Source organism: Streptomyces sp. NPDC050085, from assembly GCF_044460595.1.
Classification (GTDB): Bacteria; Actinomycetota; Actinomycetes; order Streptomycetales; family Streptomycetaceae; genus Streptomyces.
The window spans coordinates 395,205-410,601 of record NZ_JBITJZ010000002.1; the positions used below are offsets into that span (position 1 = coordinate 395,205).

Sequence of the window (15,397 nt, forward strand, 5' to 3'; positions counted from 1 at the left end):
CGCGTCACACGTGCGGGCGGCGGCCGCGCTCCTGGTGCGGGAACGACTGGTCCGCGCCGGGCAGCGTCGGCTTCGGCAGCGTCGCCACCTCCTCCTTCGCCTGCTCCAGCTGCTCCGCCGTGTTGTCCGGCAGCCGCGGCGGGCGGTGCGTGGCATGGGAGAAGCGGAAGGCCGAGGTGAGGTCGCCGAAGGTGTCGCGGCGCCAATCGGTGATGTTCGGCTCCTCGACTCCCGTGAACCGCTCCAGGAATTGGAGAGCGGAGGTGTGGTCGAAGGACTCCGACGCCACCCAGCCGCCGACCGTCCACGGCGAGACGATGATCGCCGGGACGCGGAACCCGCCGCCGATGGGCAGACCCTTGACGAACTCGTCGGGCGTGCCCGTCGGCGGCGTGGGCGGGGCCACGTGGTCGAACAGGCCGTCGTTCTCGTCGTAGTTGAGGATGAAGGCCGTCTTCGCCCACACCTTGGGGTTGGACGCGATCGCCTCGATCTTCTGCGCCACGAAGTCGGCACCGGCCGCCGGAAGGTAGTCCGGGTGCTCCGACTGGTAGCTCGTCGGCATGATCCAACTCACCGCCGGGAGACGGTCGTTGCGGGCGTCGTCCTCGAAGGTGCCTTCCGGCTGCGGGCGCACCCCTCGCTCGTACAGGTCGGAGCCGGGCTGGGCGTTCTTGAACGTCGCGAACTGCTCCAGCATGTTGCAGCCGTAGTCGTCGTCCTGCTGGTAGACCTTCCAGCTGACGCCTGCGGCCTGCAGTCGTTCGGCGTACGTCGTCCAGCGGTACGGCGTGGGTGCCGTGTTGTTGAGGATGGGGCCGCCCCGGGTGCCGCCCGGGTCGATGGTGCCCGTCATCCAGTACAGGCGGTTGGGCCAGGTCGGGCCGAAGACCGAGCAGAAGTAGTGGTCGCAGATGGTGAAGGTCTCCGCGAGGGCGAACTGGAACGGTATGTCCTTGCGGGTGTAATAGCCCATGACGTAGGGCCCGTTGACGCCGTCGGCCTTGCGGTGGGCGGGCAGCCACTGGTCCATCGCGCCGTTGTTCCAGGCCTCGTGCTGGACCGACCAGGCGTGGCTCGTGGAGGGGATGGCCTGGGCACTGGTGGAGTGCGTGTCGAGGTGGAAGGGCAGCAGGTAGCCCTTCGGGTTCTGGGCGTCGGGCTGGTAGAAGACCGAGCGGCCGGTGCTCAGCCGCAGTGCGTGGGGGTCGTTGAAGCCCCGGACGCCCTTGAGGGTGCCGAAGTAGTGGTCGAAGGACCGGTTCTCCTGCATGAGCATCACCACGTGCTCGATGTCGCGCAGCGAGCCCTTGCGGGGCGGGCCCGCCGCCACCGCCTTCTGCACGCTGGGCGGCAGCAGCGCGAGGGCCGCGGCGCCGCCCACGGCGCCTGCCGCGGAGCCGAGGAGTCTGCGTCGGGTCAGCTCGGTCATGGGAGTCCCCTCTGGAGTGTCGGGCATGCCAACGGCCCGTGTGCGACGGGCCGTTGGGACCACTCTGGTGGGAGTCGGACGTGGGGCGGAGGGGGCCGCCGATGAAATGGCCGACAACGCACGGCAATGACTTGGCCAACCCTTGGGCCGCCCTTGAGGCACCCCCGAAGCGCTATACCTGCCACATACACGGACTTGACCCGGGTGCCGCCGGGTCCGCCGCCCGGTCCACCGCCGGGCCCGCCGCCGATACGTCCGAATCGTGGACGCGCGGCGGCGCTCGGCGTACGCTGGCGACACTTTCAACCTCTGACTGAGTCAACGATCCATGATCCGGCGAACCCTGTCGCGAGGTGGCCATGACCGTGCAGGACATCCGGTCCTTCAACCGCTTCTACACGAACGTCATCGGCGCGCTGGACTACAGCCGCCATCTGTACGCCCCGTACACCCTCACCGAGTCGCGCGTGCTGTACGAGCTGGCGCACGCGGAGGTGGTGGACGCCGCCGACCTGCGCACCCAACTCTCCCTGGACGCCGGGTACTTGAGCCGCATCCTCGGCAAGTTCGAGCGCGAAGGACTGGTCGAGCGCGCCTCGTCCGAGCGTGACTCGCGGCGCCGCCGCATCACCCTCACCGCCCGCGGGCGCACCGCGGCCGAGCTGCTCGACGAGCGTTCGCGGGAATCGGTCGGCACGCTGCTCGCCACGGTGCCGCCCGCCGAACGCACGCGCCTCGCCGAGGCGTTGCGCACCGTGCGCGAGATCCTGGGCGACGGCCGCGCCGCCCCGCACCCCGAGAACGTACTGCTGCGGGAGCCGGGCCCCGGTGATCTCGGCTGGATCGTGGCGCGCAACGGGGCGGTGTACGCAGCCGAGTTCGGCTGGAATGCGGACTACGAGGGACTGGTCGCCCGCATCGTCGCCGACTTCGCGCAGGACCACGACCCGTACCTGGAGCGGGTGTGGATCGCCGAGCTGGACGGGCGTCCCGTGGGGTGCGTGATGTGCGTACGGGACGAGGCGCCCGGCACCGCACGGCTTCGGCTGCTGCTCGTGGAGCCGGAGGCGCGCGGGCTCGGCGTCGGTGACCGGCTGGTGCGGGCGGTCATCGACTTCGCGCGCGGGGTCGGCTACCGCGAGCTGGTGCTGTGGACGAACGACGTGCTCAAGTCGGCCCGTTCGATCTACCAGCGTCACGGTTTCGTGCTCGTCGGGGAGACCCCGCACCGGTCGTTCGGCGCCGACCTCATCGGGCAGGACTGGCGGCTGCCGCTTCACCAAGCCCCTGAGTGATCCCCTGCGTAGCCCCCCGAGTAATCCCCTGAGCAGTCCCCTGAGTGGTCCGCCGAGCAATCTCCTGAGTGAGAGATCCGGCGGCGCGGGTAGGGTCCGCCCCATGAAACTGGCGTTCTCCACCCTCGGTGTCCCCGGCCTCCCGCTGGCCGACGTCCTCCGGCTCGCGACCGAGCACGGCTATCACGGGGTGGAGCTGCGCGCCCACCCCGAGGAGCCGCTGCATCCCGGCACGACTGCGGCCCAACGCGCCGACGCGGCAGCCGAGTTCAAGGCGGCCGGCGTCGAGGTGCTCGGCGTCGCCGGGTACGCGCGGGTGGCGGCGCCCGGCGAGGACGGCCCCGTGCTCGACGACGTCCGCGCCCTGGTGGACCTCGCGCGCGACCTGGGCGCCCCGTTCGTCCGCGTCTTTCCCGGCGGCGGCGACGAACAGGGCCCGGAGGAGGCCGACGCCACGGCGGCCCGGCGGCTCGGGGTGGCCGCCGAGTACGCGGCCGACCGGGGTGTGCGCGTCCTGCTCGAGACCCACGACTCGCACCGCACCGGGGCCGCCGCATCCCGCGTCGTCGGCCCCGTCGGGCACCGCAACGTCGGCGTGCTGTGGGACGTCATGCACACCTGGCTCGGCGGCGAACAGCCCGCGGTCTCGTACGCCTCCCTCTCCCCCTACCTCGGATACGTCCAGGTCAAGGACATCGCGGGGCCCGACGACACGACGCCGCTCGCGCTCGGGACGGGGGTGCTGCCGCTGGCCGAGTGCGTGGAGGTGCTCAGTCGCGAGGGGTGGGACGGGTGGTTGTGCTGGGAGTACGAGGCCAGGTGGTACGAGTCGGCCGAGCCGCTTCCCGCGTTGTTGCGGTCGGGGCGGGAGCACTTGGCCCGGCTGCTCAACGAGTCGGCGTAGGTTGCGCGGCGGAACCACTGATCGATGCGGAACCATTGATCGATGCGGAACCGCTGATCGATGCGGCCCCGCTGATCGATACGGCCCCGCGCCCCTTCGGTGCGCTCCATGACGTCAGCGCCACGCCTCCCACCAGCAGCGCCCCCGCGCACCACCGCAAGCCGCTGACCGGCTCCCCCAGGAACAGCGCCGCCGAGGACATGCCGAACACCGGGACCAGGAGCGAGTACGGGGCGACCGTCGAGGCCGCGTAGCGCTGGAGGAGGCGGCTCCACGCACCGAAGCCGAAGAGTGTGGAGACGAGCGCGACGAAGACGATGGCGCCGACGCCCGGCAGGTCCAGGGAGGACAGGGCGTCGGCGTCGCGCGTCGGGCCCTCGAAGACGAAGGAGAGCGCGAGCAGGGGCAGGACCGGGACCGCGCTCGACCAGACCATGAAGTTGAACGGGGCGTGCGGCGACGCCTTGCGGGTCAGCACGTTCGACACGCCCCAGAACGCGGCCGCGACCAGGACGAGCACGAAGGCGCCAAGGGGTCCCGAACCGCCCTCGTCCACGGCCGCCACCGCGATGCCCGCGAGCGCCACCGCCATCCCCAACACCCTTACCCGGCCCGGGCGTTCACCCAGGAACGCGAACGCGATCAGCGCCGTGAACACCGACTGGACCTGAAGCACCAGCGAGGACAGACCGGCAGGCATCCCGGTGTTCATGCCGATGAAGAGCAGCCCGAACTTGCCGACGCCCAGGGCGAGTCCGACCCCGACGATCCAGCGCCACGGCACGCACGGCCGCCCCACGAGGAACACCGCGGGCAGCGCCGCCAGCAGGAACCGCAGGGCGCAGAAGAGCAGCGGCGGGAAGTGGTCGAGGCCGATGTCGATGACGACGAAGTTCACGCCCCACAGGGCGGCGACGAGGACGGCGAGTCCGGTGTGCGCAGGTCTCATGCGTCGAGGATCACTCCGTACGACCATGTAGCACCAGCGAAGATTGCTGCATGGTTGGATGTAGCACTGCTACATGAAGCTACGCAGCGGCCTCATGCAGCCCCATGAAGGAGGGGAAGCGATGCTGGACCTTCAGCGGCTGCGCGCTCTGCACGCCGTCTCCGTCCACGGCACCGTCGGCGCCGCCGCGGCCGCCCTCGGCTACACCCCGTCCGCCGTCTCGCAGCAGATAGCGAAGCTGGAGCGGGAGACCAGGACGGTGCTGCTCGAGCGGGAGGGGCGGGGCGTCCGACTGACCGACGAGGCGCTCCAACTCGCCGACACCGCACGGGAGTTGATGGCCCTCGTGGAGCGTGCCGAGACCGGCCTCGAGGAGCGGCGCGGGGTGCCCGCCGGGCGGCTCACCATCGCCGCGTTCGCCTCCGCCGCCCGCGGCCTGCTGCCCGCCGCGCTCGCCGACCTCGCCGCCCGACACCCCGCGCTCGACGCCCGCCTCAGCGAGGTCGACCCGCACCTGTCGGTCGACCTCGTCGCGAAGGGCGCCGTAGACCTGGCCGTCGCGCACGACTGGGACATCGCTCCCCTGCCGGCCCCCGCCGGGGTGGAACAGGCCGTGATCGGGGACGACCTGTGCGATCTGCTGGTGCCGGCCGGTCATGCGCTGGCCGGACGTCGTGCGGTGCGGCGGGAGGAGCTCGGGGGTGAGCGGTGGGTGTCGCAGCCGCCGGGGCGGGTGTGCCACGACTGGCTCGTCCGCACGATGCGCTCCGCCGGGTTCGAGCCGTTCATCGTGCATCAGGCCGAGGAGAATCCGACGCTGACCGCGCTGGTCGCGGCGGGGTTGGGGGTTGCGCTGATCCCTCGGCTCGGGCGGGGGGCCTTGCCGGCGGGGGTCGTTGCGGTGGGGTTGGATCCGATGCCGCGGCGGCGGCTGTACGCGTTGTGGCGCAGCGGGAGTTCGCGTCGCCCGGCGATCGTGGAGACGATCGCCGCGCTGCGCGCCCAGGGATCCGTCTGCCTACTGCAGGAGTGACCCCGGCTGCGGGCCGGTGGGGGCTGGTCGCGCCCCGCGGCGGAGCCGCTGATGACACAGCCCCGCGCCCCGGAGATGCCTGCGGCATCTCGGGGAAATGCGGCGCGAAGCGCCTGCACTTCAGGGGCGCGGGGTACTGCGCGAAGCAGGACCACCGGCCCGCAGTCGCCGACGAAATCCCCTCCGGCAACGGTGAGTTGGCCCGGCACGGCAGCGCCCCCCGTCACCCCAACCCCTCCTCGCCCCCTCCACACCAACTTCCCAGAACCTTCAAATGAGGGGAACCGGGGCGCGGCGAGCCCCGTCCAAAGGGCACGCTGCCGGTGAGTCTCCGTAGTGCGGTGTCGGCCTCGCTGCTGGCTGCGAACGCTGACCACCCTCTCCGCCGCACGCGGCCGGCAGCACGCCGTCACCGGCGCGCCCCCCTCCAACAGCGCCGGTGACGGCCCCTTCAGCGAAACCCTCCACCGGCCCCGTCACTCGGCCCTTGCCGCGCGAAGTCCACCGCGCCGACTCCCTTGACTGGCAGAAACTTTCCCCATATTCATGACCCTCGGAAGTTTCCTTCAGCCCTTCCCCTCGGACGGAGCGCACGTGGAACACCTCTCCAGACGTACGTTGCTCGCGGCCACCACCGCCGGTGTCGCCGCCGCCACCCTGAGTGCCCACCCGTCTCCCGCCACCACCCTTTCAAGGAAGGCCCTTCGGGCCGCCCCTTCTGACCCCGCCCAGGCCGCTGCCGCCACCGCCCCGAGCGACAAAGCCCTCAGGAAGATCATCTCCGGGATGTCCCTGGAGGAGAAGGTCGGCCAGCTCTTCGTGATGCGGGTGTACGGCCACTCGGCCACCGCCCCCGACCAGGCCGACATCGACGCCAACCTCAAGGAGATCGGCGTCCGCACGGCCGCCGAGATGATCGCCAAGTACAAGCTCGGCGGCATCATCTACTTCGCGTGGGCGCACAACGTCCGCGACCCGCACCAGATAGCCGACCTCAGCAACGGGATACAGACCGCCGGGGCCCAGAACCCCTCCCGAATACCGCTGTTGATAGCCACCGACCAGGAACACGGCATCGTCGACCGGGTCGGCAAGCCCGCCACCCTGTTCCCCGGCGCCATGGCCCTCGGCGCGGGCCGCTCGACGTCCGACGCGCGCGAGGCGGGCCGCATCGCCGGGGCCGAACTGCGGGCGATCGGCATCGTCCAGGACTACGCGCCCGACGCCGACGTCAACGTCAACCCGGCCAACCCCGTGATCGGCGTCCGCTCCTTCGGCGCGGATCCCACGGCCGTCGCGAAGATGGTCGCCGCCCAGGTCAAGGGCTATCAGTCGGCCCGCATCGCCTCAACTGCCAAACATTTCCCGGGACATGGCGACACGGCCACCGACTCCCACACCGGACTGCCCGTCATCACGCACACGCGCGAGCAGTGGGAGCAGCTGGACCGGCCGTCCTTCGAGGCGGCGATCGCCGCCGGTATCGACTCGATCATGACGGCCCACATCGTCGTGCCCGCCCTCGACCCGGCCGAGGACCCGGCGACCCTGTCCCGCCCCATCCTCACCGGCATCCTGCGCGAACAGCTCGGCTACGACGGCGTCGTCATCACCGACTCGCTCGGCATGGAGGGCGTACGCACGAAGTACGGGGACGAGCGCGTGCCCGTGCTCGCGCTGAACGCCGGTGTCGACCAGCTGCTCAACCCGCCGACCCTGGACGTCTCCTGGAACGCCGTGCTCAACGCGGTGCGCAGCGGCGAGCTGACCGAGGAGCGCCTGGACGTCTCGATCCTGCGCATCCTGCGGATGAAGGCCAAGCTGGGCCTGTTCAAGGATCCGTACGTCACCCATCGCGGCGTCGACCGCACGGTGGGCACCCGTGCGCACCTGGCGGCGGCCGACCGGATCGCCGAGCGCACGACGACGCTCCTGGTGAACAAGGACGGGCTGCTGCCGCTGTCCAGGCGCCGCCACAAGAACGTCCTCGTGCTCGGCGCGAACCCGGCCTCCCCCTCCCTCAGCGACGGTCCGCCGACCACGGTCATCGGCGCCGCCCTGACCGAACTCGGCTTCGCGGCAACGGTGTTGCCGACCGGCACCGCCCCCACCCAGGCCGTCATCGACCAGGCGGTCGCGGCGGCCAAGGGCAAGGACGCCGTGCTCATCGGGACGTACAACGTGGCCGCGGGCAGCGCGCAGCAGAAGCTGGTGAACGCCCTCGCCGCGACCGGCGTCCCCGTCGTCACCCTGTCGATGCGGAATCCGTACGACATCGCCCAACTGCCGTCCACGGGCGCGCACGTGGCCGCGTACTCCTGGATCGATGTCGAACTGCGGGCCGCGGTGCGGGTGATCGCCGGGCGGGTCGACCCGCGAGGGAAGCTGCCCGTGCCGGTGCAGAAGGCCGACGACCCGACGCAGGTGCTCTACCCGATCGGGTACGGCCTGCGGTACTGATCCGGCCGTAGGGGGCGTACGCCGCACTACCGGCGCACCACCCCCAACTGGCGCAAAGCCCCTTGCACGTCTGGCGTGCGCCCGCCTCGGCGGGTCACGCTGGATGGGTATATCGGGGGGATTGCCATGCTTGCGCGGATGGTTGGGGTGGTGTGCGCGGCGTCGTTGCTGGCGCTCGCGCTGGTCGGATGTCAGGGCTCGTCGGGGTCGGGGGGCGGTTCGTCGCCCTCGTCGGCGAATCCGCTGCGCTCCCCGTCCGGGTACGGGGCGATATTCCTCGCGGTGGGCGAGTGCAGTTCCCGGGGGCGTACGTCGTTCGACGAGGTGTCGTGCGGCAGCGAGAGCGCTGTCGCGCGGGTCGTGGCCCGCTTCGAGGGCAGCGCCGCGGAGGGCCCGGCGTGCCCGCGGACCACGGACTTCGTGCTGCACATCAGCGAGAACCGGCCGGCGTCCGACGAGAACGGCGACGGGACGATCGCCCAGGGCTACGCCTGCATGCGCAATCTGGAGGCACCGCACCCGGGCGATCCCGGCGGCGGGGGCGGCCCGCGCACGATCGTCGGCGACTGCGTGTACTCCGCGGGCAGGGGCCAGGTCCGCGAGACCGCGTGCGACGGCTCGGGCGAGCGCGCCCCGCAGTACCGGGTGGCCTCGGCGACGACCGCCCGCACCGCGTGCCCGCCGTCGACGGCGCTCTACGTGACGCTGGGCGGGGCGGAACCGGTCGGCTGCGCGAAGAAGCTGTGAGCTGTGAGCTGTGAGCTGTGACGGTGGACAGAACGCATGAAGGGGGCCGCGTGGTGCGCGGCCCCCTTCCGTCACAGCGTGCTCATGACCTGACGGTCACGGGCGCAGGCTGAACTCCCGTACCGTTTCCGGCCGGTCGAGCTTCGCGTCCTTCGGCGCCTTCGCCGTCGTGCCCGAAAGACCGGCCCACGCGAGGATCCGCGAGGTGGCGAGGGCCTTGTCGTCGGCGGTCAGACCGGCCACGTTCGCGCCGTGGTTGGCGTGCGGCGCCGTCAGTACGTACGAGTCACGGGCGCCGGCCCCGAGGCGGAAGCGCTCCGCGCCCCACGGGTCGTTGTCGCCGTACACGTACAGCATGCGCGTGGCGTGGTGGCGCACCCAGCTGTCCACGTCGTACATGGCCCACGGCTCGAACTTCATGGAGATGGAGCGCGGCACGAAGTTGCGCGGCGGCTGGTAGCCGTAGCGCGACAGGTGGCCGAGCCAGGGCTGCTTGATGTCGGGCGAGCCGAGCTGCACGCCCGCCTGGTAGTAGTACGGCGTGTACTGCTCCAGGCCCTGGTCGGCGTAGGACGACCAGCCGCCGACGGCGTCGACGTAGTCGAAGAGCGCCTGGTCGGTGACGGTCGCCGCGTCCGGGACGTCCGCGCAGGCCGACTCCGGCTGGTACTGCCAGAAGCCCCACACGAGGTCGAGGACGGTCGCCTCGTACGCCTTGTCCAGCGAACCGACCGTGTTCACGGTGTAGTTGTTCGCCGCGAGGTAGTCCTTGTACTTCTTCTCCAGGGCGGTGCGGCGCACGAGCGTCTCGCGCTGCACCTTCTGCAGGGCGACGCGGCAGTCCTTCGGGCCGACGTCGGCGAGGAAGGTGTCGTACGCCGAGTCCTCGTCGTTGACGACGTCGTTCGGGGCGACGTAGGCGACGACGCCGTCCATGTCGCGCGGGTAGAAGCGCTCGTAGTACGTGGCGGTCATGCCGCCCTTCGAGCCGCCGGTGGTCAGCCAGTTGGCGCCGTAGATCGGCTTGAGGGCCTGGTAGATGCGGTGCTGGTCGCTGGCCGCCTGCCAGATGGTGAGCTTGGACCAGTCGGCGGGCTGCGGCCGGGACGGGGTGAAGAAGCGGTACTCGACGGAGACCTGGTTGCCGTCGACGATCCGGGTCGGCTCGCTGCGCGACGGGTTCGTCGAGACGTTGTAGCCGCTGGTGAACATGACCGTCGGGCGGCTGACGTCCTTGTGCAGCACGGTGATGCGCTGCTGGAACGTGCCCTTGGACGGGTGCTTGTGGTCGATCGGCTGGGTGTAGTTGAGGACGAAGTAGCGGTAGCCGGTGTACGGCTTCTCCTCGACGAGGCTCATGCCGGGTACGGCGAGCAGCCTGTCCTTGATGTCCGTGCCGGTGTCGGCCGTGGCGGCTGTCGCGGCGGTTCCCGCCGCGCTCATCGTGCCTATCAGCACCACGAGCGACAACAGCCATCTGAGCGTCCTGCGCATGCACCCTCCCTGGAGACCCGAATACGCCCCGGAAACTATCGGAGCAACAGGCGTACCACCAGAGGCACTTGTTGTTCGCTCAGCGCAAGGTCAGCACAAGATCCAGCCCGAACTGACCGATTTCGACCCCACTCGTCCCTTCAGACGGACACAGCGGTGACCGGCGTGCACGGTGACGGGTCCCGCGTGGTGCGTGAAGCTGCCGGAGTCGACGACGGCGCGGCTGCCGCGGGCCTGGATGCTGACCGACATGACCTGGCGGCGGCCGGGGCGCTTGGCGAGGGTGACGGCGCAGAGGTAGTCGCGGTTGCGGTAGACGACGGTCGAGCCGGTGGCGAACGTGAGGGTGTGGACCTTGTGTCCCGCGCAGAGCGACGCGGCCTGGGCGCCGCCGACGCCGGGGCCCGCGACGACCAGCAGCGCGGATCCGAGCAGAGCGGTCAGCGCGAGCGCGCACACCCGTCGCAGGCCGCCGCCTATGCCGCCGTCCTCACCTCTTACCACTGTGGGCCCTCCCGTCACGTCGGCACCAGGGTACTGATGAACGGACGCGGCACACGGCCCGACCGGTTCCCCACGACCTGCACCGATACCGCATCTTTGCCATGTTTGGGACAACCCTGGCTGTCCACCCGTCGTCGAAGACAACAGAACAGCGTCGACAACAACAGAACAGACAGGACAGAACGCGAAAGGCGGGTCCCGTCATGAGCCACACCCAGCACGCCAAATATCTCCTCGCCGCCGGTCTGCTGGTCGCCGCCGTCGCCGTCCCCACGGCGGCCGCCGACGGCGGCCCGTCCGGCGCCCCGGCCCGCAGCGGCGGCCCGGACGCGGCCTACGACCGGGTCGCACACTTCTACGGCGCGTACATCGACGTCGCCGCAGAGGGAGGTGCCCCCGGGGACAACGCGCTCGCGGCCCAGCTCAGGAAGTTCTATCTGACCCCGGCCCTGCGCAAGCGCCTCGTCGACTGGGAGAAGAAGAACGATGCGGACGGTGTTCTGCGCGCCCAGAATGTTCCCCACGCCTGGCAGGTGACCGCGGGCGACAGCGGCATGGGCCACACGCGCTCGACGGTCCGGCTGACCTGGGGCACCGGCAAGCACGTGCGGTACACGTACCTGACGGTGCGCTCGGACCTGGAGACCCGCAAGATCTCCGACATCACGTCGAAGTACTGAGCACGTCGAAGTACTGAGCACGTCGACGTACTGATCGCGACGCCGTACTGATCACGGCGACGTACTGACGGCAGCCTCCGTTTCGGATTCTGCCTCGCCGATGAACGTGCGCCACAGCTCGGCGTACTTCCCGCCCAGTTGAAGCAACTCGTCGTGCGTCCCGTCCTCCGCGACCCGCCCGTGGTCCATCACCACGACGCGGTCCGCGCGGGCCGCCGTCGTCAGGCGGTGGGCGACGACCAGGGTCGTGCGGCGGCCCGCCAGGCGGTCGGTGGCCAGGTTGACCTGGGCCTCGGTGGCCAGGTCGAGCGCGGCGGTGGCCTCGTCGAGCAGGAGGACGTCGGGGTCGACGAGTTCGGCGCGGGCCAGGGCGATCAGCTGGCGCTGGCCCGCCGACAGGTTCCGGCCGCGCTCGGCGACGTCGTGGAGGTAGCCGCCCTCCAGGGTCGCGATCATCTCGTGCGCGCCGACCGCCCGTGCCGCCGCCTCGACCTGCGCGTCGGTGGCGTCGGGGCGGCCGTACGCGATGGCGTCGCGGACCGTGCCGGGGAAGAGGTACGCCTCCTGCGGGACGACGCCGAGCCGGTGCCGGTACGCGGTGATGTCGAGGTCGCGCAGATCGGTGCCGTCGACGGTGACCCGGCCGCCCGTCGGGTCGTAGAACCGGGCGACCAGTTTGACCAGCGTCGACTTGCCCGCGCCCGTCTCACCGACGAAGGCGACGGTCTGCCCGGCGGGGATGCGCAGGGCCACGTCGCTCAGCGCCGCCTCGTCCGTCCCGTACGCGAACTCGACGTCCTCGAAGGCGATCTCGCCCCGCAGGGACAGCACGTCGAGCGGCTCGCGCGCGGCCTTCGTGGAGGTGGGCTCGCGCAGCAGTTCCTGGATGCGGCCCAGCGAGACGGTCGCCTGCTGGTAGCCGTCGAAGACCTGGGAGAGCTGCTGCACGGGGGCGAAGAACAGGTCGATGTAGAGCAGGTACGCGACCAGGGCGCCCGTCGTGAGCGTGCCCGCGTCGACCCGGTGCGCGCCCACCATCAGGACGGCCGCGGCCGCCACCGACGACAGCAGCTGTACGAACGGGAAGTAGACCGAGATCAGCCACTGGCCGCGGATGCGGGCCGCGCGGTAGCTGTCGCTGCCGGCCGCGAACCGCTCGCCGCCGTCCTTCTCGCGCCGGAACGCCTGCACGATGCGCAGCCCGGCGACCGACTCCTGGAGGTCGGCGTTGACGACGGAGACGCGCTCGCGCGCCAGCTCGTACGCCTTGACGCTGGAGCGGCGGAAGAAGAACGTGCCGACGATCAGCGGCGGCAGCGTCGCGAACACGACGAGTGCGAGCTGTACGTCGATGACGAGCAGGGCGACCATGATGCCGAAGAAGGTGACGACGGAGACGAAGGCCGTGACGAGGCCCGTCTGCAGGAACGTCGAGAGCGCGTCGACGTCCGTCGTCATGCGGGTCATGATCCGGCCGGTCAACTCCCGCTCGTAGTAGTCGAGTCCGAGCCGCTGGAGCTGGGCGAAGATCTTCAGGCGGAGCGAGTAGAGGACCCGCTCGCCGGTGCGTCCCGTCATCCGGGTCTCACCGATCTGCGCGACCCACTGCACGAGCACGGCGACGAGCGCGAGCGCGGCCGCGGCCCACACGGCGCCGAGCGCGAGCTGCGAGACGCCCTTGTCGATGCCGTGCCGGATGAGGACGGGGAGCAGGAGGCCCACCCCGGCGTCCACCGCGACCAGGCCCAGGCTGATCAGCAGCGGCGCCCCGAATCCGCGCAGCAGCCTGCGCAGGCCGTACGAGTCCTCGGCCGCGACGGCCCGTGCCTCGTCGATGGCGGGGGTGTCGAGGGCGGGCGGCAGCGCGTCCACCTGCGCGAGCAGCTCGGGCGTCGCGGGCATCCCGGTGAGCGCTGGATCTTTGGCGGTCTTGGGGTCGCGGTCGCCCGTCCACAGCCTGGGGGTGACCCCGCGCTCGGCGTCGAACTCGGCGTCCAGCTCGGCCCGCACGGAGGTGTCCTCCTCGGCGGGCGCGGTCGGCAGGGCGTGCCCGGGCGAGACGCCGCCGAGCTCGTCGGGGTCGGTCAGCAGCCGCCGGTACAGCGGGGACTCGGCCTCGAGCTCCTCGTGCGTACCGATGGCGGCGAGCTTGCCGCCGTCGAGCACGGCGATGCGGTCCGCGAGGTTCAGGGTGGAGCGGCGGTGCGCGATGAGGAGGGTGGTGCGGCCGGCCATGACCGACTTCAGCGCCTCGTGGATCTCGTGCTCGACGCGGGCGTCGACCGCGGAGGTGGCGTCGTCGAGGACGAGCAGCCGCGGGTCGGTGAGGATGGCGCGGGCGAGTGCGAGGCGCTGGCGCTGGCCGCCGGAGAGGGTCAGGCCGTGCTCGCCGACCTTGGTCTCGTACCCGTCGGGCAGCTCGGCGATGAACCGGTCGGCCTGCGCGGCGCGCGCCGCGGCCGCGATCTGCTCGTCCGTCGCGTCCGGCACTCCGTACGCGATGTTGCTGCGGACGGTGTCGGAGAAGAGGAAGGAGTCTTCCGGTACGAGACCGATGGCGGCCCGCAGCGAGTCCAGCGTCAGTTCGCGCACGTCGTGGCCGCCGATGAGGACGGCGCCGTGCGTGACGTCGTAGAAGCGCGGCAGGAGCAGCGAGACGGTCGACTTGCCGGAGCCGGAGGACCCGACGACGGCGAGGGTCTCACCGGCGCGGATCTCGAAGGAGAGTCCGGCGAGGACGGGCCGGTCGCTGCCCGCGTACTCGAAGGCGACGTCGTCGAACTCGACGGTCGCGGGCGCGTCGGCGGGCAGTTCCTTCGTGCCGTCCTCGATGGACGGCTCGGTGTCGATGAGTTCGAGGACGCGCTCGACACCCGCGCGGGCCTGTTGTCCGACGGTGAGGACCATGGCGAGCATGCGCACGGGGCCGACGAGCTGCGCGAGGTACGAGGAGAAGGCGACGAAGGTGCCGAGCGTGATCTGCCCGCGCACGGCCAGCCAGCCGCCGAGGGCCAGCATGGCGACCTGCCCGAGAGCGGGCACGGCCTGCAGGGCCGGGGTGAACTTCGAGTTGAGCCGGATGGTCCGCAGGCGCCCGGCGAACAGCTTGCGCCCGACCTCGCGCAGCTTCCCGGTCTCCTGCTCCTCCTGCCCGAACCCCTTCACGACGCGTACGCCGCTGACGGCACCGTCGACGACACCCGCGACGGCGGCGGCCTGCGCCTGCGCGTACCAGGTGGCGGGGTGCAGGCGGGAGCGGCTGCGCTTGGCGATGAACCACAGGGCGGGGGCGACGGCCAGCGCGACGAGGGTCAGCGGCAGCGAGAGCCACGCCATGATCACCAGGGATATGACGAACAGCAGCACGTTCCCGATGGTCATCGGGAGCATGAAGAGCAGGCCCTGGATGAGCTGCAGGTCGCTGGTGGCGCGGCCGACGACCTGCCCGGTGGACAGCTCGTCCTGACGCCGCCCGTCGAGCTTCGTGATCGTCCCGTACATCTCCGTGCGCAGGTCGTGCTGGACGTCGAGGGCGAGGCGGCCGCCGTAGTAGCGGCGGATGTACGTGAGCACGTAGACGACGACGGCCGAGCCGACGAGGATGCCCGCCCAGGCGCCCATGGACCGGGAGTGGTCGCCGATGACGTCGTCGATGATGACCTTGGTGATCAGCGGGACGAGCGCCATGACGGCCATGCCGCCGAGCGAGGCCCCGAGCGCGAGGAAGACGTCCTTGGGGTGGCGCATGGCGTAGCCCCACAGTCTCTTCGCCCAGCCCCGTGTCTCCGCCACCTGTGCCGCCTCCCGCTCGCTCTACCTGCCGAAAGCCCCAACGCGGGCCGGTCCGGATTTCATCCCGCCGCAACAATCGGGGGCCTCCGACTCGGGTATCCACAGGT

11 protein-coding genes are annotated in these 15,397 nt (G+C 71.0%); 6 read left to right on the forward strand and 5 right to left on the reverse strand.

Annotated elements, in window-relative coordinates:
- Positions 1–4 precede the first annotated feature (4 nt).
- Complete coding sequence (locus ACIBUY_RS10155; protein WP_399152328.1) at positions 5–1,432, reverse strand: alkaline phosphatase family protein; 1,428 nt, start codon at positions 1,430–1,432, stop codon at positions 5–7.
- 359 nt (positions 1,433–1,791) lie between these two features.
- Between ACIBUY_RS10155 and ACIBUY_RS10160 the strand changes: the two genes are divergently transcribed.
- Together ACIBUY_RS10160 and ACIBUY_RS10165 are read left to right on the forward strand one after the other, a co-directional pair.
- Entirely contained in the window at positions 1,792–2,727 is a 936-nt protein-coding gene (locus ACIBUY_RS10160) for a GNAT family N-acetyltransferase (RefSeq protein WP_399152329.1), read from the forward strand.
- 103 nt (positions 2,728–2,830) lie between these two features.
- Positions 2,831–3,631 carry a sugar phosphate isomerase/epimerase family protein gene (locus ACIBUY_RS10165; protein ID WP_365563872.1) on the forward strand — a complete coding sequence of 267 codons (801 nt, stop codon included), beginning with the start codon at positions 2,831–2,833 and terminating at the stop codon, positions 3,629–3,631.
- Here the strand turns inward: ACIBUY_RS10165 and ACIBUY_RS10170 are convergent.
- The gene (locus tag ACIBUY_RS10170; protein ID WP_399152330.1) at positions 3,615–4,580 is read right to left on the reverse strand and encodes an EamA family transporter; all 966 of its coding nucleotides are present in this window, start codon (positions 4,578–4,580) and stop codon (positions 3,615–3,617) included. The two genes, ACIBUY_RS10165 and ACIBUY_RS10170, sit on opposite strands and share 17 nt — an antisense overlap.
- Before the next feature lie 121 nt (positions 4,581–4,701).
- On the opposite strand from ACIBUY_RS10170, the gene ACIBUY_RS10175 reads away from it, so the two are divergent.
- The 3 genes from ACIBUY_RS10175 to ACIBUY_RS10185 all read left to right on the forward strand — a co-directional run bounded on the left by ACIBUY_RS10175 (position 4,702) and on the right by ACIBUY_RS10185 (position 8,820).
- Positions 4,702–5,613, forward strand: coding sequence for a LysR family transcriptional regulator (locus ACIBUY_RS10175; protein ID WP_365563868.1), 912 nt, complete (start codon positions 4,702–4,704; stop codon positions 5,611–5,613).
- Between the two features lie 546 nt (positions 5,614–6,159).
- Complete coding sequence (locus tag ACIBUY_RS10180; RefSeq protein ID WP_399152331.1) at positions 6,160–8,073, forward strand: glycoside hydrolase family 3 protein; 1,914 nt, start codon at positions 6,160–6,162, stop codon at positions 8,071–8,073.
- A 138-nt stretch (positions 8,074–8,211) separates the two neighbouring features.
- A complete protein-coding gene (locus ACIBUY_RS10185) occupies positions 8,212–8,820 on the forward strand; it encodes a hypothetical protein (RefSeq protein ID WP_365563864.1) in 609 nt (202 codons plus the stop codon).
- A gap of 96 nt (positions 8,821–8,916) precedes the next feature.
- Here ACIBUY_RS10185 and ACIBUY_RS10190 read toward each other — a convergent pair whose 3' ends face one another.
- Together ACIBUY_RS10190 and ACIBUY_RS10195 are read right to left on the reverse strand one after the other, a co-directional pair.
- Complete coding sequence (locus ACIBUY_RS10190; RefSeq protein ID WP_365563862.1) at positions 8,917–10,314, reverse strand: S28 family serine protease; 1,398 nt, start codon at positions 10,312–10,314, stop codon at positions 8,917–8,919.
- Positions 10,315–10,404: 90 nt separating this feature from the next.
- Positions 10,405–10,818: a hypothetical protein gene (locus tag ACIBUY_RS10195; protein ID WP_399152332.1), complete on the reverse strand. Its 414-nt coding sequence runs from the start codon at positions 10,816–10,818 to the stop codon at positions 10,405–10,407.
- A 203-nt stretch (positions 10,819–11,021) separates the two neighbouring features.
- Between ACIBUY_RS10195 and ACIBUY_RS10200 the strand changes: the two genes are divergently transcribed.
- On the forward strand, positions 11,022–11,498 hold the full coding sequence (locus tag ACIBUY_RS10200) for a hypothetical protein (protein WP_365563860.1): 477 nt from the start codon (positions 11,022–11,024) through the stop codon (positions 11,496–11,498).
- A gap of 51 nt (positions 11,499–11,549) precedes the next feature.
- On the opposite strand, the gene ACIBUY_RS10205 is transcribed toward ACIBUY_RS10200, so the two are convergent.
- Positions 11,550–15,290: an ABC transporter ATP-binding protein gene (locus tag ACIBUY_RS10205; protein ID WP_365563858.1), complete on the reverse strand. Its 3,741-nt coding sequence runs from the start codon at positions 15,288–15,290 to the stop codon at positions 11,550–11,552.
- Positions 15,291–15,397 lie beyond the last annotated feature (107 nt).

Bases quoted from the DNA above. Each gene is read 5' to 3' on its own strand.
- ACIBUY_RS10185 (WP_365563864.1), top strand. From the start codon at position 8,212: ATGGTTGGGGTGGTGTGCGCGGCGTCGTTGCTGGCGCTCGCGCTGGTC.
- ACIBUY_RS10165 (WP_365563872.1), top strand. From the start codon at position 2,831: ATGAAACTGGCGTTCTCCACCCTCGGTGTCCCCGGCCTCCCGCTGGCC.
- ACIBUY_RS10180 (WP_399152331.1), top strand. From the start codon at position 6,160: ATGACCCTCGGAAGTTTCCTTCAGCCCTTCCCCTCGGACGGAGCGCAC.
- ACIBUY_RS10200 (WP_365563860.1), top strand. From the start codon at position 11,022: ATGAGCCACACCCAGCACGCCAAATATCTCCTCGCCGCCGGTCTGCTG.
- ACIBUY_RS10175 (WP_365563868.1), top strand. From the start codon at position 4,702: ATGCTGGACCTTCAGCGGCTGCGCGCTCTGCACGCCGTCTCCGTCCAC.
- ACIBUY_RS10155 (WP_399152328.1), bottom strand. From the start codon at position 1,432: ATGACCGAGCTGACCCGACGCAGACTCCTCGGCTCCGCGGCAGGCGCC.
- ACIBUY_RS10190 (WP_365563862.1), bottom strand. From the start codon at position 10,314: ATGCGCAGGACGCTCAGATGGCTGTTGTCGCTCGTGGTGCTGATAGGC.
- ACIBUY_RS10160 (WP_399152329.1), top strand. From the start codon at position 1,792: ATGACCGTGCAGGACATCCGGTCCTTCAACCGCTTCTACACGAACGTC.
- ACIBUY_RS10170 (WP_399152330.1), bottom strand. From the start codon at position 4,580: ATGAGACCTGCGCACACCGGACTCGCCGTCCTCGTCGCCGCCCTGTGG.